This is a genomic window from Lacinutrix gracilariae (assembly GCF_042684485.1).
In the GTDB taxonomy this organism is placed as follows: Bacteria; Bacteroidota; Bacteroidia; order Flavobacteriales; family Flavobacteriaceae; genus Oceanihabitans; species Oceanihabitans gracilariae.
In genome coordinates this window covers 1,210,838-1,233,091 of record NZ_JBHULM010000011.1, presented here as the reverse complement: position 1 = coordinate 1,233,091, position 22,254 = coordinate 1,210,838, and the positions used below count along the sequence as shown (strand labels likewise).

The following is a 22,254-nucleotide window of genomic DNA, read 5'->3' as shown; positions in this document are numbered from 1 at the left end:
TTTAAGCAGAAATTTTAAAAAAATTAGTATGTTTTGCCAAAATGGTTTCATGGGTTTCTACTTGTGTTTTTAATAGTCACAAACACCTAATTAACCTGTGTTTTCAGGTATTCCGTTTTGGTTATAGGTATTACATGCTTTACAAATATCGTGAAAATTTTTGAGATTTTTTTTAAAACCAAAAACCAACATTAAAAAACCACATGCCTTCTTTAGTTTCTGGAGACCAAGAATATTTAGCTTCTACAGGACCAAAAAAAGTATCTAAACCATAACCTACTGCGTAACCAGAATAATCTGGAGAAGTAAACCATTCGCCAGAATCAAAAAGTCCATCTTCTATATTAGCGTAGTTTGCAGCAAAATTTACATGGTTCTTTTTATAAAACTCGTAGTCTAGATTAATAACTCCTTTTACATAGCTGTTTCCTACTAAAGACAAGAAATCATACCCATAGAACGACTCAAAATTATTAATAAAACTATTGCCATAACCTCCTATTACAAAATCTAGGGTTCTGTTTTTATTTTCACCAATTTTAAAACCACCTTCGGTACTTAAATTCACTGTAAATTCATCACCAAAACTCTTAGTATACCCAATAGTTGCTTTACCTATAGAAAACTCTGTAAAGTCGTCATTAAAATCTGAAGAATACAAGTATAGATGAAAATCGCCATCAAAATAAACACCTTCATTTGGAAAGTACTTATTATCAAAGGTGTCTAGTTTTAATTTTCCGAAAAGGCTTAAATAATTACTATTATCAAAAGCTGTTTCTTCTTGATTCGCATCTGTAAGTATGGTTTCGGTTTTAATTTTCAAGTATTTATGTTCTGCTCCTAATGTTAATGAAAAGTCTTTTCTAAATAAGGTTTGCAAATACAGCTGGTTAGTAAAATCGGCAAGCTTAACATCTATTTTATTTACATTAATTGCCAACAGTTGATCTGGTGTTAAAATAGTTTCGGCAGCTACATTTTTTTGAAATTGATTGTATCTAGAATGCACACCAACGCTCCAATAAAAACCTTTATCTATATAATAATCAAAATTATACCTAATATTATCACCTACAATAAAATCTAAAGAAGCAACATCATTATTAAAAAGCAGTTTTTTTTGAGTTACATTCAGCAAAACACCACTTTTATATAAATCATCATAATGTATACCTACTTTAAGCAAAGTATTTAATCTACTTTCTCTTAAATTAAGATGCAAAAGATACCCTTCTTCTTCCGTAGAAGGTTTAAGACTAAAGCTTATGTTTTCAAAATTATTGGTTGCTGCAAGGTTATTTACACCTTCTTGAAAAGTGCTATAGCTTATTTTTTCGCCAGGCTTAAGTTTTAGTTTTCCTAGCACATAGGCTCTTGTATATCTTTCTAAATCATTAAGAACAACACCAGTAATTTTTAAACTATCTACCGCTTTTATTCGCGGAAGCTCTTTTTTCTTCATTATTTGTTTTGCTGCCACTTCTTTTAATGCATCTACATGCTGGTTTGTTGCTGCAACACCATTATCAATAATAACTCTTCCTTCGTCAAAAGAAACCACATTAAAGTCTGTTATATCTGGTTTTATATAAATATCTGTTTTTACAGACTTGGTTTTTAAATCGTTAATGGTTCTATAATTATTTATTTGAAGTAATATTTTAGTTGCAGATTGCAAATTATCTCTTGTTTCTAAGTCGTCTTGCACATCTACACCTATAATAAGATCTACTCCTTTAGCCTTTAACTCATCTAACGGATAATTATTTACTACACCACCATCTATTAAAACCTTATCGTCAATTCTCACTGGCTGAAATAAGGAAGGAAAGGCACCACTTGCCAAAACAGATTGCGACAGACTTCCTTTATCTAAATACACCGCTTCTCCTGTTTCAATATCTGTAGCTACACAAAAAAACGGAATTGGCAGCTTACTAAAATCATCTACATCACTTACATGCAAGGTTAACTTGGTTAACAAACTTAATATGTTTTGTCCTCTAGATAATGCTCTTGGTAATTTGACTTTAAAGTTTCTAAAAGGAAGACTTACAGCATATTTTTCGGAATTATCACGCTCATAAAACGTTTTTGCTTTTCGCGGAAGGTTATCACCTATAAGATCATCAAAATTCACCGATTTAATAATCGAGTCTATTTCTTTACCAGAATAACCTGAAGCATACATAGAACCTATAATTGCTCCCATACTAGTTCCTGCTACGTAGTCTACACGAATTCCTAAACTATCAATAACCTTTAGCACGCCAATATGTGCAAAACCTTTGGCTCCACCACCACTTAACACTAATCCTACTTTTAAGTCTTCTTGCTCTTGATTTTGAGCTAGACTAAAAAGGCTAATAAAAAGCGCCACTACAATTAGTATATTTTTCATTTAGTATGGTAAAAATTATATATTTTTTCTGCTCTAGACACTCCTACAACAGCTTCTAACTCATCTAACTTGGCATTAGCAATTCGTTTTACAGATTTAAATTTTTTCAGCAATTCTACTATGGTTTTGTCTCCAACGCCTGGAATACTTTCTAACTCGGTATTTAATGCTGTTTTACTTCTTCTATTTCTGTGGTGTTCTATACCAAAACGATGCGCTTCATTACGCAAATGCTGAATAATTTTAAGCGTTTCGCTTTTTTTATCTAAATATAACGGAATTGGATCTTCTGGATAAAACAATTCTTCTAAACGTTTTGCAATTCCTATAATTGCTATTTTTCCTCGCAACTCTAAAGCATCTAAACTTTTTAAAGCAGAAGAAAGCTGCCCTTTTCCTCCATCTATAATTATAAGCTGTGGTAAGGGTTGATTTTCTTCAACCAAACGTTTGTAACGTCTATACACCACTTCTTCCATAGATGCAAAATCATCTGGACCTTCTACTGTTTTTATATTAAAATGTCTATAGTCTTTTTTACTTGGTTTTCCGTTTTTAAAAACCACGCAAGCAGCAACAGGATGAGTACCTTGTATATTAGAGTTATCAAAACACTCAATATGTCTTGGTTCTTCACCCAAACGCAAATCGGCCTTCATTTGCGCCATGATTCTTTTTACATGCCTATCTGGATCTGTAATTTTTACTTGTTTAAAACGCTCCATTCTAAAATACTTGGCGTTTCTAATAGACAAGTCTAAAATATGTTTTTTATCACCTAATTGCGGAACTGTAATTTTAAGATTTTCACCTACATTTACCTTAAAAGGCACATAAATTTCTTTAGAGTTAGAGTTGAATCGTTGTCTAATCTCTGTAATTGCTAACTCTAATAACTGCAGATCGGTTTCTTCTAATTTCTTTTTAATTTCTAAGGTGTGTGAGCGTATAATAGAACCATAAGAAATTTGTAAAAAGTTTACATAACCAAAGCTTTCATCACTTACAATACTAAAGACATCTACATTGCTAATTTTTGGATTTACAATGGTAGATTTGGCTTGATAATTTTCAAGCACTTCAATTTTTTCTTTTATTTTTTGCGCTTCTTCAAACTGCATTTCTTCTGCAAACTGCTTCATTTGCTGTTTAAATTGCGATAGCGAATCTTTAAAATTTCCTTTTAAAATTTCTCTAATTGCTATAATATTTTCTTCATAAGCTTGTGCTGTTTGCAGGCCTTCACATGCGCCTTTACAGTTTCCTAAATGATACTCTAAGCATACTTTATATTTTCCTGAAGCCACCTTTTCTGGAGACAAATCATAATTACAAGTACGCAATTGATAGAGTCCTTTTATTAAATCTAATAAGGTAGAAACGGTTTTCATACTTGTGTATGGACCAAAATATTCGCTACCATCTTTAAAAACTCTTCTAGTAGAAAATACTCTAGGAAAACGTTCTTTTTTTAAGCAAATCCAAGGATATGATTTATCATCTTTAAGCAATACATTATACCTTGGCTTATTTTTTTTAATCAGGTTATTTTCAAGCAGTAAAGCATCTGTTTCTGTTTCTACTACAATATGTTTTACGCTTGCTATTTTTTTTACAAGCACTCTAGTTTTACCACTATCATGTGTTTTGGTAAAATAAGAACTTACACGTTTTTTTAAATTTTTAGCCTTTCCTACATAAATAAGCGTACCTTCTTCATCAAAGTATTGGTATACTCCCGGAGCATTTGGTAGCGTTTTAAGTTGTATTTTTAAAGCAGGTTCACCCATGTTGTAAATGTACTTATTTTAATTTTTTAAAAGAAAAAACACCATACTTTTAACGTGTATTTTTAATAAAAAAAAGAAGTTTTTTGCAAGTACTTAATGCTTACATTGCGCCACATTTTGAAAAACAGTAAATGACTAAAAAAACAATTGGGAGAGTAGATAAAATAGACTTCCCAAAACTAGGCTTATACAATATAGACGTTAAAATAGACACAGGTGCTTACACCTCTGCTATACACTGTTCGCAAATTATTGTAGATGGTGAACATTTAAAATGTACCTTTTACAGCAAAGGACATCCTAACTTTAGCGGAAAAGAAGTAACCTTTACCTCCTTTACCAAAACAGACGTAAAAAGCAGTAATGGTTTTAAAGAAAACAGATTTAAAGTAAAATCTGAAGTCGTTTTTTTTGGAAAAGCATATAAGATTAACTTAACTTTAAGCACAAGAGAAGACATGAAATTTCCTGTACTTATTGGCAGACAATTTTTAAAACAAAAATTTTTGGTAGATGTAGACCAAGAAAACCTATCACACAATTTAAAAACATTATGAACATAGTTATTTTATCACGTAATGCTAATTTATACTCTACCAATAGATTGTTAGAAGAAGGCGAAAAACGTGGTCACCAAGTAGAGATAATAGATCCTTTAAAATGTGATATTATTATTGAACAGGAAAAACCAACCATTTTCTACAAAGACAGATACCTAGATTATGTAGATGCAATTATACCACGTATTGGCGCATCTATTACCTTTTATGGTTGTGCTGTAGTTAGACAGTTTGAAATGATGAATGTTTTTACCATTGTTACTAGTGATGCTATACAAAGATCTAGAGACAAATTACGAAGCTTACAACGCTTAAGCAAAGCAGGAATTGGTATGCCTAAAACGGTTTTTACCAATTACAGTAGAGATGTAGAAGAGGTTATAGATCATGTTGGTGGCGTGCCTGTAATTATCAAATTACTAGAAGGTACTCAAGGACTTGGTGTAGTTTTAGCCGAAACTAAAAATGCTGCAGAATCTGTTTTAGAAGCCTTTAATGGTTTAGAAGCAAGAGTAATTGTACAAGAATTTATTGACGAAGCAAAAGGTGCAGATTTACGTGCTTTAATTGTAGATGGTCAAGTAGTTGGCGCCATGAAAAGACAAGGTAAAGAAGGTGAGTTTAGATCTAATTTACATAGAGGCGGAAGCGCAAACGTAATTAAACTTAGTGAGCCTGAATTAAAATTAGCAATACAATCTGCTCGTGCTTTAAAACTTCCTGTTTGCGGAGTAGATATGCTACAATCTAGTAGAGGTCCTCTAATTTTAGAAGTAAACTCTACACCAGGACTAGAAGGTATTGAAGCTGCTACAGGAAAAAATATTGCTAAAAATATTATTACCTACATTGAAAGAAACAGACATTAGTAAATAGTTAAATATTTTATGACAGACCACAAAGAAGCAATAACCATTCTTGGCAAAACCATCCATCTTGGAGAAAGTAAAGAACTTTCTTTTGAGGTTGCAAAGCTACACACCTTTAACTCTGTGGAAGTCCCTGTTTTTATTGAGCGTGCAAAAAAACCAGGACCTACTATTTTACTAACAGCAGGAATTCATGGTGACGAGGTAAATGGAGTAGAAATTGTACGTCAAATTATTGAAAAAGGCATTAATAAACCTAAAAGGGGAACCATTATTTGTATTCCTGTTTTAAATGTTTTTGGATTTATAAATCTATCTAGAGAGTTTCCAGATGGCAGAGACTTAAACCGTGTTTTTCCTGGTACTTTAAAAGGCTCTTTAGCAAGTAGAGTTGCCTACAAATTGATACAAGAAATTGTACAAGAAGTAGACTTTGTTATGGATTTTCATACAGGAGGTTCAGGGCGTTTTAATGCTCCACAAATTAGAATTATTAAAGGAAGTAAAACACTAGACCAATTGGCCACAAAATTTGGAGCTCCTTTTGTTTTGTATTCTAAAAACCTCAACAAATCGTTTAGAAATACCTGTCATAAACTAGGAAAACCAATACTTCTTTTTGAAGGTGGAAAATCTTTTCACATAGACAATAACGTTACTATTCATGGTGTTAATGGCATTAAGCGAGTACTACACAGCTTAGGTATGCTTGCTACAAAATTTAAAATCTCTACGCCTAAAACAGATTGTGTTTTTATAAACGAAAGTAAATGGATTAGAGCCAAATATTCTGGTATGTTTAAAGCTACCACACCAATAGGTAGTTTTGTTACTAAAGGTGATTTTATTGGTAATATTACAGATCCTTATGGTAAGTTTAACCATTTTGTAAAAGCAGACAATACTGGCTACATCATAAACGTTAATGAGTTACCTATTGTGTATCAAGGCGATGCACTGTTTCATATTTCTAAAGAGTTATTATGACCAAGGCAGAATTACGAATTACATACCGACTAAAACGCAAAAAACTAAGCGAAACAGAACTAGACGATTATAGTTTAGAAATTGCTAACCAGCTATTACAACTGGATATTTGGAACTTTTCTTTTTACCATGTTTTTTTAACCATAATAGAGCAAGGCGAAATAAACACCGATTATATTTTAAATATTTTATCTGGAAAAGACAAAAATATAGTGCTTCCTAAAAGTGATTTTAAAAAAGGAGTACTGCAAAATTTCCTACTTACAGATAGCACCACAATTAAAAAGAACAAATACAATATTCCTGAACCTGTAGACGGAATACCAATTCCTGCAGAAAATATAGAAGTGGTATTTATACCGCTTTTAGCTTTTGATAAAAACGGAAATAGAGTAGGCTATGGCAAAGGATTTTACGATACTTTTTTAGCTTCTTGCAAACCCGAAACAATAAAAATTGGCCTTTCTTTTTTTGAAGCGGAAACGCGAATAATTTCAGATATTTTTGAAGGAGATATTGCTTTAGATTATTGTGTGACACCAAAACAAGTGTATAGGTTTTAGTAAAAACACTTTGGGAAATTAATTCTATTTGACTATATTCGTCTTATTACCAACCCATTATTCTTTGCTTTATGCAAAAAATTATTTCTTTTGTTTTTTGCAATTGTATTAGTGTATTCTTGTACTATTAGTACCTATTGGCTAACACTAAAATAATTTTTAATCTTTAGAAAAAGCCTTTTTATTAAATACAATTAGCATAATAAACCCTGCGCTAATTGCCATATCTGCAACATTAAACACAGGCTCAAAAAAAGTAAAATATTTACCTCCATAAATAGGTAACCATTCTGGTAAAAAGCCTTTCCATAACGGAAAATACAGCATATCTACCACTTTACCATGCAATAAACCATCATAACCTCCTGCTTCTGGCAAAAAAGTTGCTACTTGATGGTAACTATCACTAAACAACAAACCGTAAAAAGTAGAATCTATAATATTACCTAAAGCACCTGCAAAAATTAATGCTATAGCTAGAACAAGTACGTTTGGACTTTGTTTTTTTATTGCTGTAACTAACCAATAACCAATACCAACAATTGCCACAATTCTAAAAAGTGTAAGCGCTACCTTGCCTGTTCGGTCATTAATAGTAGAAGTAAAATCGCTAATCTTGGTTCCCCAAGCCATACCATCATTTTCTATAAAATAAATTTTAAACCAACTGAAAACTTCAACACTTTCGCCTAATAAAAAATGTGTTTTTATATATATTTTACTAATTTGATCTATTAGTAAAAGGATAACGATAAGAATAATGGACTTTTTTAATGACATAAATTGTCTTCTTGTTTCTATTTAATACAATTTATAAGCATTGGCTTAAAAAATGATAATTAAATGTTTTTCAGCAAAAATAGAAATATTATTGACTTTTAGTAAGTGTTATATTTCCGTTTATGGTTTTAATTAGTATTTGGTTAGTACCAGTATCTATTACTTCCTTTTTAATACTTCCATTTTTAGAGCTTGCAGTAATTTTTGCATGATTGGTTTGCAAGGCTACATTTCCTTTTCTAGTATATATTTTAGCATCACCAGAAAAGGCATTAAAAATACAATTACCAGTATCTGAATTAAGGCTTACTTTTTTATAATTTCCTTGTACAACCACCAAAGCATTGTAGGCATTTAAAAACACTTGTAGGTGTTCTGGAACCACCAGAGCAATTTCTATAGAAATTACTTTATGCGCACTTAATTTATCATTTGCGTCTTTAAAAAGAGGTTGTAGCTTTGCTGCTACATACAGACTCTTGTTACTGTTTTCTGTTACTATAACTATATTTTCATTATTTTCTCCTTCTACTCTAGCGCTTACTGTTATTTCATGAACAGGTTTGGTTTCTATAGTAATTTTAAACACATTTTCTCCTACTATATTAATAGCTGTAATACCATTAGCAGAAAAGGTTTTATCTGTAATACTTTGCGCTTGTATAGCATAAGTAAAACAAAAAAGAAATAAAAAAATAAGGTTTTTCATGGTACTAACATTCATAGATAGTCTAAACAAGACCAAGAGATAAAAAACAAAAACGCTTCAATTTATTTGAAGCGTTTTTAATATAATAAGATTACTATGTTAATAGAAAAAGAACTATTGCATGTTTTTAGCTTCAATGCTTAAAGTAGCATGAGGTACTAATTTTAAACGTTCTTTACTAATAAGCTTTTTAGTTACACGACAAATACCATAGGTTTTGTTTTCAATTCTAATAAGCGCATTTTTTAAATCGCGAATAAATTTTTCTTGTCTAATAGCAAGTTGTGAGTTAGACTCTTTACTCATTACAGCACTACCTTCATCAAAAGCTTTAAATGTAGGCGAAGTATCTTCGGTACCATTATTATGGTTATTTACATAAGCACTTTTAATAAGCTCTAAATCATGCTGAGCCTTTTTAATTTTATCTTGAATTAACTCTTTAAACTCTGCTAAATCTTTATCAGAATATCTTACGTTTATGTCTGCTGCCATCGTTTTAATGTTTTTTAATAGATAATTTGGTAACTACTTCATCAAAAGCAATTTCTATACCATTATCCATTTGTTCTACAATCTCTAACTCTTCTGTTAAGGTTTCGGTTTTAATATACTCGATATTAGTTGCAATAGCCTTAACAATATGGTCGTCTTTTTGAAGCTTCACATTTATTTTATCTGTAACCTCAAACCCAGAATCTTTACGTAAGTTTTGAATTCTATTTACTAGTTCACGAGCTATTCCTTCTTTGCGTAATTCTTCTGTTATAGTAACATCTAAAGCAACGGTTAAGTTTCCTTCATTTGCCACAAGCCAACCTTCAATATCTTGTGAGGTAATTTCTACATCACTGATTTCTAAAGTAATACTTTTTTCGTTAATTTCAACGTCTAAAACACCATTTTGTTCGATTTTTTTTATGTCTTCAGCGGTAAACTTCTGAATTTGACTAGCAATAGCCTTCATATCTTTACCAAAACGAGGACCTAAGGCTTTAAAATTAGGCTTTATTTGCTTCACTAATATATCTGAAGCATCTTCTAAAAGCTCTACATTTTTAATATTCACTTCGTGTTTTATTAAATCTGCTACTGCCAAAATCTCTTCCTTTTGTTCTGCTGAATCTATAGGAATCATTATTTTTTGTAATGGCTGACGCACTTTAATTTTTTCTTTAGCTCTTAATGAAAGTACTAGAGAAGAAATAGTTTGTGCGGCTTTCATTTTGCGCTCTAACGATTTATCTATAAAAGCTTCATCACTTTTTGGAAACTCAGCCAAATGTACACTTTCAAACGTTTCTGTTTGTGTTGTTTTTGTTAAGTCTTGGTAAAGTTTATCCATGAAAAATGGTGCAATTGGCGCTCCAAGTTTCGCTATGGTTAACATACAAGTATATAAGGTTTGGTATGCCGAGATTTTATCGGTTTGGTAATCGCCTTTCCAGAAACGTCTTCTGCTTAAACGCACGTACCAGTTACTTAAATATTCTTGTGTAAATTCTGAAATGATTCTTGCTGCTTTTGTTGGCTCATATGCTGCATAGAATTCGTCTACTTTTTGAATTAACGTGTTTAATTCAGAAAGAATCCAACGATCTATTTCAGGTCTTTCGTTTAACGGAATATCTGCTTCTTCGTACTTAAATTTATCAATATTTGTATAAAGCGTAAAGAAAGAATAAGTGTTGTATAGTGTACCAAAGAATTTACGTTTCACCTCTTCAATACCATCAACATCAAATTTTAAATTATCCCAAGGGTTTGCATTAGAAATCATGTACCAACGCGTAGCATCTGCACCATAGGTTGAAAGCGTTTCAAAAGGATCTGTTGCGTTTCCTAGACGTTTAGACATTTTCTGTCCGTTTTTATCTAAAACCAATCCGTTTGAGACTACGTTTTTATAAGCAACCGAATCGAAAACCATAGTACCAATAGCGTGTAAGGTATAGAACCATCCACGTGTTTGATCTACTCCTTCTGCAATAAAATCTGCTGGAAACGACTTATGCTCATCAATTAATTCTTTATTTTCAAAAGGATAATGCCATTGTGCATAAGGCATAGAACCAGAATCAAACCACACATCTATTAAATCGCTTTCACGTTTCATAGGTTGTCCAGAAGCAGAAACTAGCACAATATTATCTACAATATTTTTATGTAAATCTATTTTAGCATAGTTTTCTTCAGAGTTATTACCTACTTCAAAATCTTCATAAATATCTTTTTCTAACACTCCTGCTGCTACCGCTTTTGCCATTTCAGCTTTAAGCTCTTCCACAGAACCAATACAGATTTCTTCTTTACCATCTTCTGTTCTCCAGATTGGTAATGGAATTCCCCAATAACGAGAACGAGATAAATTCCAATCGTTTGCATTTGCTATCCAGTTACCAAAACGACCTTCTCCTGTAGATTTAGGTTTCCAGTTAATGGTTTCGTTTAACTCGTGCATACGCTCTTTAACATCTGTAATTTTAATAAACCAAGAATCTAAAGGATAATATAGAATTGGTTTATCTGTACGCCAACAGTGCGGATAATTATGCTTGTATTTTTCTACTTTAAAGGCTTTATTTTCTTCCTTTAATTTAATGGCTAACTCTACATCTATAGAACGTTCTGGAGCTTCACCATCTTTATAATATTCGTTTTTAACATACTTACCACCAAACTCTTTCATCTCTGGTCTAAAGCGTCCTTGTAAATCTACAAGAGGTACTAAGTTGTCATTTTCATCTTTTACTAAAAGTGGTGGCACTTCTGGTGTTGCTTGTTTAGCAACTAAAGCATCATCTGCTCCAAAAGTAGGTGCTGTATGTACAATACCTGTACCATCTTCTGTAGTAACAAAGTCTCCTGCTATAACTCTAAATGCATTTTCAGGATTATCATTTGGTAAGGCATATGGTAATAATTGTTCGTATTTAATACCAACAAGGTCTTTACCTTTACACTCTTTTACTACGTAATATGGAATTTTTTTATCGCCTTCTTTATATTCTAAAAGCGCTGCTTTTTCTTCAACTCTTTTAAACTTTCCGTCAAACTGATTGTTAACCAATGGTTTTGCCAAAATCACATTCATTGGTTTAAATGTGTATTGGTTATAGGTTTCTACTAAAACGTAGTCTATTTTAGGTCCAACGGTTAATGCTGTATTACTTGGCAGTGTCCAAGGAGTTGTTGTCCATGCTATAAAGTATATATCTCCTTCGTTTTGTAAAAAGTCTGGCAATGTACTTTCAACAGCTTTAAATTGCGCAACAATAGTAGTATCTGTTACATCTTGATACGCTCCTGGTTGGTTTACCTCATGCGAGCTTAAACCTGTTCCTGCTTTTGGTGAATAAGGCTGAATAGTATAGCCTTTATACATTAATTTTTTAGAATATATTTCTTTTAGCAACCACCAAACAGACTCCATGTATTTAGGTTCATAAGTAATATATGGATCGTCCATATTTACCCAATATCCCATTTTATTGGTAAGGTCATGCCAAATATCTGTATAACGCATCACTGCTTTACGACAAGCAGCATTGTAATCTTCTACAGAAATGGTTTTACCAATATCTTCTTTAGTAATACCTAGTTCTTTTTCTACACCAAGTTCAATTGGTAAACCATGTGTATCCCAACCCGCTTTACGCTTTACTTGGTATCCTTTCATGGTTTTATAACGCGGAAAAATATCTTTAATAGCACGAGCTAATACGTGGTGTACACCAGGTAATCCGTTTGCTGAAGGAGGTCCTTCAAAAAACACAAAAGGTTCAGCTCCTTCTCTAGTAGTTATACTTTTATCGAAGATATTATTTTCTTGCCAATAGTTCAAGATTTCGTCTGCAACTTTTGGTAAGTTAAGTCCTTTGTATTCAGGAAATGTCGTGCTCATTATTTCTTTTACTTTTAAGAGTTGCGAAATTAATGAATTCTTGTGAAATGGTTAATTTAAAAGCACAAAAAAAGCCAAAACATAGATTTTGGCTTTTTTTTGATGAATATGTAGACCTTAATTACTTTACAACTATCTTTTTTTCTATTGTTTGATGGTCTTCTGTTTTTATACTTACTATGTATATTCCGGTTGCTAATGTATGTATTGGTAGTCCGTTTTCTAGAGTAGTGTTAGACACACCTGTTTTAGCATAAACAGTTTGCCCTAACATATTAATTAATTGCAAATTGCTTACTGTAGTATTTAACCCCCTTACATACAATAAACTACTATTATTATTGTAATAAATTACTGTATTGTTGTTTACAGTAACCTCTTCTGTACTTAGCGTTTGGCTTGAAAATACAATTTCAAAACGATCATTAAATACTCCTGCTGTAGAGGTAAAAGTGTACGCAGTGTCTTGACGTAAATTATAGTACACATTAGTTAAATTATCACGTAAATACACGTCTTGATCTTCTGCTATGTTTATTGTTTCGGTTAACTTAATACTATAGCTATTGTTTCCTGATGTTTTTAGAGCTAATGGTACCACTTTATCATCTGTAATTTCTGCATAAGATTGAATGGTCATGTATTCACCATCTAACATTAGGTTTAAATCATCGTGATTGTCGTCTGTATTTTTGGCTTCGTAACCATAATCATAAGCATCTGTAGTATAACCACTAAAACCTAATAACAATTCTCTTTTGGTAGCTTGACCATCTAAAGCATTAAACTCTAAACGTAGTTTTTGCATAACATCTTCTTCATTAGATGCTGACGATCTAAAAAATACAGATCCATTTTCTTCTGTACCATCCGCATCTGCTTCTTTTACAAATACACGTTGGCTATTTTTAAATACTACTGTACCACTATTCTTTATTTCTGCTATAAAACCTTGTCCTACTGGTAAATATTTGGTTGGTAGTTTGGTTCCGTCTAGAGAACCATTGTTTCCTCCTACTCCTCCTTCAAATTGATAAGCACGTACGCTTCCTGTTTTGTTTACTTGCGCATAACCACCTTCATATTCTGAAGTTACATGAGATGCTCCATCCCATTGTTGCCATACCTGAATACTTCCTTCTAGTACAGAGGCGTTATCATCTAAAAACTTATGAATATCGATTGATGAAGCATATGGATTACCTAGTAAGTATTCGGTTTTAGACACTCCTGGTTCAGATCCTGCTCCACCTACATCTGTTACGCTTAATTTTATTGTTCCATTATTTGGTTTTCCTTCAAATAAATATTGCTGCTCTGTACCAACTCCCATTCCTTTATGAATATATCCTACTCCTGGATTGATGGCTGTGGTTTGGTTTACACTTCCCCAATCATAATAGGTTACTCCGTTTTGATACGTATACATCCATCTTGTACTTAATCTATCGGTTTGGTGGTTACCACTTATAAATTGAATAGCACTACCATCTCCTTTTTTAAGCATATTAACACTAAAGCTTGTGTTATTTGTATTGTTAGCAGCAGCATTATTATTAGATAAAGTAGTCACTCCTGTTTGCCCTACTGGCGATGCCCAATAGTTATACCAATAGTAGCTTGAAGCTCCTTCTTGGCGTCTTAATATTTTTCCGTTTGCTGAAGTTACCAAATCACTTTTATTGGTTTGAATTAGTTGTGAATCGTTTTGTAAATCTATCGCTCCGTTTAGTTCTAAATACCAATTATTATATATTTGATGATCGCCACTTACTGTAAGAGTTTTTCCTTCACTCACTATTAAACCCTCTGTTTTTAAAGAATTATTGATGGTTACATCATGATCTATTTTTATGATTGCATAACCAGAACTAGTTAAAACATCCATATCCCAAACAGCTCCATGTAACCAGCTAGAACTATTAGATAAGTCTCCAGAACTTGAAGTCACATATGGTATTGGTGCTGTTTGCTCTTGTAAAGAGATACTATTTCTTAATTGCCCTGTATGCCCGTTATTGGAATAATCTAATGTACTAGAGTTATAGATATTAGACATTGGGTAATAAGCTGTTAAATTAGACCAAGAAATAGTAGCAGCAGTAGCATCATCACTAATTGGTTTAGGCACAATTACACCACCAACACTACCTGAAATTTGTGTTATTTCTTGGTGAATCATTTTTTGCATTTGGCTTTCTGTTAATGCAATATCAAAAACGCGAACCTCATCGATACTTCCTTTAAAATTCTTATCATTATCTTCTGATCTCCTACCGATATAAAATGAGTCATCGTTATCTCCATCGATTTCCTCCTCTAAATCATCCCCACTTTTTACACCAACCAAGTTTCCGTTTACATATGCTTTTAAATTTTCTGCATCTAAAGAACTATCAAAAATAAAAGCCACATGATACCAGACATTAGTTTGTAAAGCATCACTTAAATTGATTGCTTTGTCATTTACTGCAAATTTAAGTTTTCTGTTACTCTTTACTTCAATATACAAATCGTCTCCATAACTAAGCACATATCCTTGGTTATTAAAATTGCTATCCAATTTTATCCAAGCCATAATACTTGATTGGGTGTAGCCATTCAAATCAAGATCACTAGAAACATAATCATTATCTCCATCAAAATCTAAAGTAGCTTCTGGTTGTGTAGTAATTGGAATTTGCATTACATTAACCCCACAGTCTGCCAGCATTTCATCTATACTATCTGGAATATTAACATTATAAATAAGCTCTATCCCTTCTATATCTTCTAATTCATCTAAACAGTCATCATCACAAGAAGAATCTACATAAACCATACTATCAGTAACATTGTCTACATCACTAAAGTCTGCGTCTTCATTTAAAATTAATAATGAGGTTGTTCCGTTGCCATAAATATCACTACTATTTCCTAGGTCCAAATTACCTAACATTAATGTACCATCATTATATACATCTTTTGAGTTAGAACCTTTTAAAGTACCATCTACAATTAATATTCCTGAAGTAGGAAAGTCATTTTTATATTCAAAATCACCACTAACATAGGTAGCACAAGAATTTTCAAAAATATTATTATTCCCTGATTCAAATTTTAAATCACCATCCAACACCTTAAATACACCACAATTATAAAATTCAGCTTTAAGTTGTACATCACCTTCTAGCACATTAAAAGTAGCATTACTATAATTAATTATTTCTCCTTTTGTTAATTTTAAATCCTTCTCAACATTTATTGTACCTGCATTATGTAATGTTTTTTCATAGCCCATATTAAAATCATGCTCAATAAAATTTAATACGCCTGTAGGTTCTACATAGATGGTTGTTTTACTAATATTATCACCCCCTATATTTAATGTACCCGCAACAATAATTATTGCATCATTCAAGGTCTCCATATCATCACTAGTAAAAGTTACTCCAGGTGCTATATAAAGCGTACCACCTTTAAGTTTTTCGATAGCATTCGAATTGAGATCTGATTGAATACAAACAGTTTTATTACTAATAGTATTATTATTTGGTAAGTTTTGACTCCACCCAGAAGCAGTATACGTATAATCACATGAAGACGGCGCGTCTTGTGAAGGATAGGCACTCCCATTACAGGTTTGCGCATTTATTAAAGAAGTGACAAGTAGGATGGCCACAAAAAGTAGTTTGGTTTTCATAATGTGATAGATTTGGGATCTATATTTCGTGCTAAATTATATTTAATCAACTTATCCTCAAAATATCACGAAGTATATCAGGTAAAGTGTCGCTTTTATGCGGTTATATGATTTAAAGTGCAAAAATCATCGATAAACAGCATGTGTAAATTAACAATTTGGTAATATTTTAGTACTACAAACTAAGTAACACTAGTTCATTCCATTTATTCATTAAACCGTTATGCATAATATAAATTACTCTATTTCAAACACTTATATATTTAAAGGAATAAATAAAAAGATTAATGTTAGCCAAAAACTTAGTTTTAACAGCTATTTAATATAAGCATGTTGCATCATCCTTTTTTGTGATTTTAGCTAATGTAAACCAAAGACAAAGCATATCTTTTTATTTCTGTTTCATCTTAAAAGAAAATCACTCCACAACAATCTTTTTATCTATGGTATTGTTATTTTCTGTTTTTAACTTTACTATATAAATACCGGTTGCTAATGTATGTATTGGTAGTCCGTTTTCTAGAGCAGTATTAGACACACTTGTTTTAGCATAAACAGTTTGCCCTAACATATTAATTAATTGCAAATTGCTTACAGTATTATTTAACCCCTTTACATACAATAAACTACTATTATTATTGTAATAAATTACTGTATTGTTGTTTACAGTCACCTCTTCTGTACTTAGCGTTTGGTTTGAAAACACAATTTCAAAACGATCATTAAATACTCCTGCTGTAGAAGTAAAGGTGTACGCAGTGTCTTGACGTAAATTATAGTACACATTAGTTAAATTATCACGTAAATACACGTCTTGATCTTCTGTTATGTTTATTGTTTCGGTTAACTTAATACTATAACTATTGTTTCCTGATGTTTTTAGAGCTAATGGTACCACTTTATCATCTGTAATTTCTGCATAAGATTGAATGGTCATGTATTCTCCATCTAACATTAGGTTTAAATCATCGTGATTGTCGTCTGTATTTTTTGCTTCGTAACCATAATCATAAGCATCTGTAGTATAACCACTAAAACCTAACAACAGTTCTCTTTTAGTAGCTTGACCATCTAAAGCATTAAACTCTAAACGTAGTTTTTGCATGATATCTTCTTCATTAGATGCTGACGATCTAAAAAACACAGATCCATTTTCTTCTGTACCATCCGCATCTGCTTCTTTTACAAATACACGTTGGCTATTTTTAAACACTACTGTACCACTATTCTCTATTTCTGCTATAAAACCTTGTCCTACTGGCAAATATTTGGTTGGTAATTTGGTTCCGTCTAGAGAACCATTGTTTCCTCCTACTCCTCCTTCAAATTGATAAGCGCGTACGCTTCCTGTTTTGTTTACTTGCGCATAACCACCTTCATATTCTGAAGTTACATGAGATGCTCCATCCCATTGTTGCCAAAGCTGAATACTTCCTTCTAGCACAGAGGCATTATCCTCTAAAAACTTATAAATATCAATTGCTGAAGCATATGGATTACCTAGTAAATATTCGGTTTTTGACACTCCTGGTACGGATCCTAATCCTCCAACATCGGAAACACTTATTTTTATGGTTCCATTATTTGGTTTTCCTTCAAATAAATATTGTTGCTCTGTACCAACCCCCATTCCCTTATGAATATATCCTACTCCTGGATTAATGGCTGTGGTTTGGTTTACACTTCCCCAATCATAATAGGTTACTCCGTTTTGATACGTATACATCCATCTTGTACTTAATCTATCGGTTTGGTGATTTCCACTTATAAATTGAACAGCACTACCATCTCCTTTTTTAAGCATATTAACACTAAAGCTTGTGTTATTTGTATTGTTAGCAGCAGCATTATTATTAGATAAAGTAGTCACTCCTGTTTGCCCTACTGGTGATGCCCAATAGTTATACCAATAGTAACTTGAAGCTCCCTCTTGGCGTCTTAATATTTTTCCGTTTGCAGAAGTTACCAAGTCACTATTAGCACCTTGTATTAGTTGCGAATCTTCTTTTAAATCTAAGGCTCCATCTAACTCTAAATACCAGCTATTATTTACTTGATTATCTCCATTTACAGTAAAAGTTTTATCATTATCTACTAATAACCCTATGTTTTTTACAGCATGTGCTGCATCTACATTGTTTTTAATGTGTACAATACTCCAATCTTTATTGTTTTGATAATCTGTGATATCCCAAACATCTCCATACAACCAAATTTTTTCTTCTGACCAATCTCCATCATCAACCGTTTGATATGGTAAAGGAGCTGTTTGGAAATAAATTTTCTTAATATTATATAGTTTAGCTCCATTAACTTGATCTATTGCTGGAGTAACTTTATTATCTGTAATATCATCTTTATAGCCATCCATTTTATAATAGCGAACCAAGTTTGCTCCTATAGAATTTTCAGAAATATCTTTTGGAATTATTTTTCCTTGGTTAAAGCTCTGGTTTTCTTCTAGCTCCTGATATACAGTTCTTTGAATCTCTGTTTCGGTTAGGCTACTATTAAAAACTCTAACCTCATCTATTTCACCATGAAAATAGTTTGCATCTGTATTTGCAAGTCTTCCTATTGTAAAATTAGAAGCATCTGCATTAATACCTCCAGAACTTAAAGGAGTTCCTTGTGCTTCACCATTTACATAAAGTATGGTTTCACTTCCGTTTGTTGTTGCTGCAATATGTGTCCAGATATGATCTACAACTAAATCTGTTGATGTTATAACAGCACGACCATTTAGCATTACTGTTACAGCGTTATTAGAATCATTAACAACTAAATAAAAGTTGTTTTGACCTGCAACAATTCTGTTGGTGTTTAATGCATTAGCTCCTTCTGATTTTATCCAAGCCATAATAGAGGCATTTCCATTGGTTAAAACATTAACATCTTCAACATAATCATTACGACCATCAAAGAAAAGGCTATACGAATCATCTAGATCTCTAGGAGAACCAAAATTTGCATCATCTGTATCAAAAGCATCTAATAATCCGTCTGCATCTGCGTCTGTATCACCATCAATAATACCATCATTATCTGCATCTAAATACGCATATATTGTTTCACTAATATCTGTTCCGTTAGAAGGATCATTACTAGCATCATTACTATCTATATCTAGGTAATCTGGCACACCATCACCATCTGAATCTATTGGTTGGTTATAGGTAAATGTACCATGATCTGTATCAAAACCACCATCAATATCGTTATCATTATCATCTATAGATGGTAAAATACCATCACCATCTTGATCATCATTGGTATTATTAACTACTATATCTTGATAATCTGAACCATTACCTATACCATCACCATTTATATCAATATCTCCGTACCCATTATATTCTACATTATCAAAAACACCATCATTATCACTATCTAGATCGATATGATTTGGTACACCATCACCATCTGAATCTAAAGCTGTTAATCCTTCATAAGCATCGTGCATTCCGTTACCATTGTCATCTACCCAAACATTGTTTACATCATTATATACAGTAGCATCTAAATTATCATCAATATATCCTAACTCTACTACGTTTGGAATTCCGTCATTATCATTATCTAAATCAACAACATCTGCAACACCATCTGCATCTAAATCACAAAGTGTTTGTTTTACAAAAATATCATCAATTGCTAAGTCGTTTCCTAATCCTCCTAATTGAGAGTTGGTTAATACTACCGTAAATTGTGAAACAGAGCTAATAAAACTAGCAGAAACTTCTACCCAGTCACCAGCAGGACTTGTTGCAGGAATTAAACCTGAGGACTGTGAAGCTATTTCGTTACCAAGATCATCATAAATAGTTATAGTTACATCTGGTTTATTTCTAGTATCTATACCAGGAGCATCTATACGATCAATATTTATAGCATAAAAACCAAACTGTATTGGTACTCCCGTTGTTACCCCTGTCACCTCTTGTCTATAGAAAACACCTGGATCTTCTGCTGCATTAAAAATAGCCATTCTACCATTTACATCACCACTAGTATGGTCTCCTCCCGTGTACCAATAACCTTCTGCCCAATCTGCTATATCTACATCAATACCTTCTGTTACACCGTCACCATCTGTTATGGTATGATATACTGTATAGTCTCCGTCATTTACACTTGTTGCATTATTGCCTGAATAACATGAACCTGTACCATCCTCATAACAATAAGTAGTGGTTGCTCCTGAGTAATTACCATTAATTTGAATTCTATTTGTTCCTGCACCAAAAGTTTCGTTTAAAAAAACAAGATCTGTAGTAGAAGCATTAGGATAACTAGCACATATTAACGATTCATAAGCATCTGTTAGCCCATCGTTATCATCATCTACATCTATATTATCAGGAACACCATCACCATCTGTATCTGGAAAAGTTTGTGCTCCTTCCCCTTCTACCGCAAAGGTAAAAGGGTTTTCATCTACATCATTTGATAAAATAGAAACCACTCCAGAGTATGACCCAACAACATCTGGATCAAAGGCTATAGAAAATGTTGTGGACTGTCCTTGGGACAAAGTGGTTAATGCAGGTTGTGCGTTTACAGAAAAAGCTTCACCCACTACACTTACATATGGTGAATTTAACACTAAATCTGCATTACCTGTATTTTCTAAAACAAAGGTTCTAGTTACTGCTCCAGAATTGATATCATATATATTAAAATTGGTAAAATTATCTGTACTAGTTGTTGTAGTTCCAGATACAATATTTACACTATTACCAGACACTGCTATATCTTGTGTGGCTGCCTCATTAATGATATTTAAGGTGTAGTCTTCAAATTCTACCGAGGCGTAATCAGCTCTACAAGGACTAAATTCATCTCTAACATCACTAACTAAAGCTACTCGCATTCTAGTATCTCCATAATATAATCCATTAGGAATATCAATACTTATAGGTACAACTACACTATTTCTTCCATCAACATCAAACTCAAACTCCTCACCTGCATCATCAAGAGTACCATTATGATTAAAGTCTACCCAAACAAAAACTCTCTCCTTTGGATTATTACTATTTAGCCTAACAGTAACACTACCTGTAACTGTAGATCCTGCAATTACAGATGCCTGATTTGCAGTATAGTCTTGATAGGCTCCTCCTGTTCCTGAGGTAGTATTATTAATTTCTCCTAAAGTAACATTGGTAATATAATAAGTATTCCAATCTCCTCTTTGGTCTGGCTCACAGTAGGTAGGATCAGCAGCTATTGAACCGTTTCCAATATTTAATGTATAATCTTCTACATCTCCTCTGTACGTATTGGTAAAATCACAACCATCACTTGATAAAACAGCTCTACCACCACAAGTAGAGCAATATGCTGCTTGAATTCTTAGCTTTGCGGCACCTGTACTTGCTGCTGTATCTACAGTAAAACTACCTGTCACTTGATGTGTTGTTGGCCCGTAATCCTGTTCATAATAATCACTAAAAACCTGCGTATAGTTACCGTCATTATTATAATCAATCCAAATTCTAATTTGAACATCACCCCAAGCATTACCTCCTTTATCATTATTAATAGAAAAATTATAGGTATTACCAGCAGTAACATCTACGGAAAGATTGGTAAAATCTGTATAACGACTATTGTTATTTGTATTGTTTATTCCTGTTGCATTATCTCCATTAATAGTAACATTAGAAATGTGAAATCCATTCCAAGCAACAAGATCATTATTTCCTAGATTGGTTATATCATAGTTACACTGAGCAAAAGACACTTTAAAGACAAACATAAATATAATACTTAGTAAAACTTTACTAAATATATAATTAGCAGAATAGTTATTCATAACTAAAAATTGAGTTTAATTTATTATATAGGGACTGCAAAACTACTTCACAAGAACCTTAAAGAAGTAATTTATCGATGAATAACAGAAAGGTTTCGTTTAATTGCATTTTCTATTCGTTCAGCAGCATTGGATTAATAAAAAAGTATTGTAAAGCACTCAGAAAACTTAAAAAATTAAGGTGT

General features: G+C 32.5%; 12 protein-coding genes. 4 read left to right on the top strand and 8 right to left on the bottom strand.

Going from position 1 to position 22,254, the window contains the following annotated elements; translation table 11 throughout:
• Nucleotides 1-172: 172 nt before the first annotated feature.
• Both ACFSSB_RS12400 and uvrC read right to left on the bottom strand, forming a co-directional pair.
• A complete protein-coding gene (locus tag ACFSSB_RS12400; RefSeq protein WP_379904699.1) occupies nt 173-2,404 on the bottom strand; it encodes a patatin-like phospholipase family protein in 2,232 nt (743 codons plus the stop codon).
• Nucleotides 2,401-4,194, bottom strand: a complete 1,794-nt coding sequence (gene uvrC / locus ACFSSB_RS12395; RefSeq protein ID WP_379904697.1) for an excinuclease ABC subunit UvrC — start codon at nt 4,192-4,194, stop codon at nt 2,401-2,403. The genes ACFSSB_RS12400 and uvrC overlap by 4 nt, the downstream gene beginning before the upstream one ends.
• A 131-nt stretch (nt 4,195-4,325) precedes the next feature.
• Here uvrC and ACFSSB_RS12390 point away from each other — a divergent pair, with 131 nt between their 5' ends.
• From ACFSSB_RS12390 to ACFSSB_RS12375, 4 genes are read left to right on the top strand one after another with little or no spacing between them, the layout of a single operon-like run.
• Nucleotides 4,326-4,751: an ATP-dependent zinc protease family protein gene (locus ACFSSB_RS12390; protein WP_379904695.1), complete on the top strand. Its 426-nt coding sequence runs from the start codon at nt 4,326-4,328 to the stop codon at nt 4,749-4,751.
• Entirely contained in the window at nt 4,748-5,623 is an 876-nt protein-coding gene (gene rimK / locus ACFSSB_RS12385) for a 30S ribosomal protein S6--L-glutamate ligase (RefSeq protein ID WP_379904692.1), read from the top strand. The genes ACFSSB_RS12390 and rimK overlap by 4 nt, the downstream gene beginning before the upstream one ends.
• An 18-nt stretch (nt 5,624-5,641) precedes the next feature.
• The gene (locus tag ACFSSB_RS12380) at nt 5,642-6,610 is read left to right on the top strand and encodes a succinylglutamate desuccinylase/aspartoacylase family protein (RefSeq protein ID WP_379904690.1); all 969 of its coding nucleotides are present in this window, start codon (nt 5,642-5,644) and stop codon (nt 6,608-6,610) included.
• Nucleotides 6,607-7,173 (top strand): 5-formyltetrahydrofolate cyclo-ligase, encoded by a 567-nt coding sequence (locus ACFSSB_RS12375; RefSeq protein ID WP_379904688.1) that lies wholly within the window; start codon nt 6,607-6,609, stop codon nt 7,171-7,173. The genes ACFSSB_RS12380 and ACFSSB_RS12375 overlap by 4 nt, the downstream gene beginning before the upstream one ends.
• Before the next feature lie 159 nt (nt 7,174-7,332).
• Here ACFSSB_RS12375 and ACFSSB_RS12370 read toward each other — a convergent pair whose 3' ends face one another.
• The 6 genes from ACFSSB_RS12370 to ACFSSB_RS12345 all read right to left on the bottom strand — a co-directional run bounded on the left by ACFSSB_RS12370 (nt 7,333) and on the right by ACFSSB_RS12345 (nt 22,069).
• Complete coding sequence (locus ACFSSB_RS12370) at nt 7,333-7,953, bottom strand: lipoprotein signal peptidase (RefSeq protein ID WP_379904686.1); 621 nt, start codon at nt 7,951-7,953, stop codon at nt 7,333-7,335.
• 88 nt (nt 7,954-8,041) lie between these two features.
• On the bottom strand, nt 8,042-8,662 hold the full coding sequence (locus tag ACFSSB_RS12365; RefSeq protein WP_379904684.1) for a hypothetical protein: 621 nt from the start codon (nt 8,660-8,662) through the stop codon (nt 8,042-8,044).
• A 114-nt stretch (nt 8,663-8,776) separates the two neighbouring features.
• On the bottom strand, nt 8,777-9,157 hold the full coding sequence (locus tag ACFSSB_RS12360; RefSeq protein WP_379904682.1) for a TraR/DksA family transcriptional regulator: 381 nt from the start codon (nt 9,155-9,157) through the stop codon (nt 8,777-8,779).
• A gap of 4 nt (nt 9,158-9,161) precedes the next feature.
• Nucleotides 9,162-12,566, bottom strand: coding sequence for an isoleucine--tRNA ligase (gene ileS / locus ACFSSB_RS12355; protein WP_379904680.1), 3,405 nt, complete (start codon nt 12,564-12,566; stop codon nt 9,162-9,164).
• Between the two features lie 121 nt (nt 12,567-12,687).
• Entirely contained in the window at nt 12,688-16,248 is a 3,561-nt protein-coding gene (locus ACFSSB_RS12350; RefSeq protein WP_379904678.1) for a LamG-like jellyroll fold domain-containing protein, read from the bottom strand.
• 418 nt (nt 16,249-16,666) lie between these two features.
• Complete coding sequence (locus ACFSSB_RS12345; protein WP_379904676.1) at nt 16,667-22,069, bottom strand: LamG-like jellyroll fold domain-containing protein; 5,403 nt, start codon at nt 22,067-22,069, stop codon at nt 16,667-16,669.
• Nucleotides 22,070-22,254 lie beyond the last annotated feature (185 nt).

What these genes read in the sequence shown, in the direction of transcription:
- ACFSSB_RS12390 (WP_379904695.1), top strand. Translation starts at nt 4,326, where the DNA reads ATGACTAAAAAAACAATTGGGAGAGTAGATAAAATAGACTTCCCAAAA.
- ACFSSB_RS12380 (WP_379904690.1), top strand. Translation starts at nt 5,642, where the DNA reads ATGACAGACCACAAAGAAGCAATAACCATTCTTGGCAAAACCATCCAT.
- ACFSSB_RS12350 (WP_379904678.1), bottom strand. Translation starts at nt 16,248, where the DNA reads ATGAAAACCAAACTACTTTTTGTGGCCATCCTACTTGTCACTTCTTTA.
- ACFSSB_RS12365 (WP_379904684.1), bottom strand. Translation starts at nt 8,662, where the DNA reads ATGAAAAACCTTATTTTTTTATTTCTTTTTTGTTTTACTTATGCTATA.
- uvrC (WP_379904697.1), bottom strand. Translation starts at nt 4,194, where the DNA reads ATGGGTGAACCTGCTTTAAAAATACAACTTAAAACGCTACCAAATGCT.
- ACFSSB_RS12400 (WP_379904699.1), bottom strand. Translation starts at nt 2,404, where the DNA reads ATGAAAAATATACTAATTGTAGTGGCGCTTTTTATTAGCCTTTTTAGT.
- ileS (WP_379904680.1), bottom strand. Translation starts at nt 12,566, where the DNA reads ATGAGCACGACATTTCCTGAATACAAAGGACTTAACTTACCAAAAGTT.
- ACFSSB_RS12370 (WP_379904686.1), bottom strand. Translation starts at nt 7,953, where the DNA reads ATGTCATTAAAAAAGTCCATTATTCTTATCGTTATCCTTTTACTAATA.
- rimK (WP_379904692.1), top strand. Translation starts at nt 4,748, where the DNA reads ATGAACATAGTTATTTTATCACGTAATGCTAATTTATACTCTACCAAT.
- ACFSSB_RS12345 (WP_379904676.1), bottom strand. Translation starts at nt 22,069, where the DNA reads ATGAATAACTATTCTGCTAATTATATATTTAGTAAAGTTTTACTAAGT.
- ACFSSB_RS12360 (WP_379904682.1), bottom strand. Translation starts at nt 9,157, where the DNA reads ATGGCAGCAGACATAAACGTAAGATATTCTGATAAAGATTTAGCAGAG.
- ACFSSB_RS12375 (WP_379904688.1), top strand. Translation starts at nt 6,607, where the DNA reads ATGACCAAGGCAGAATTACGAATTACATACCGACTAAAACGCAAAAAA.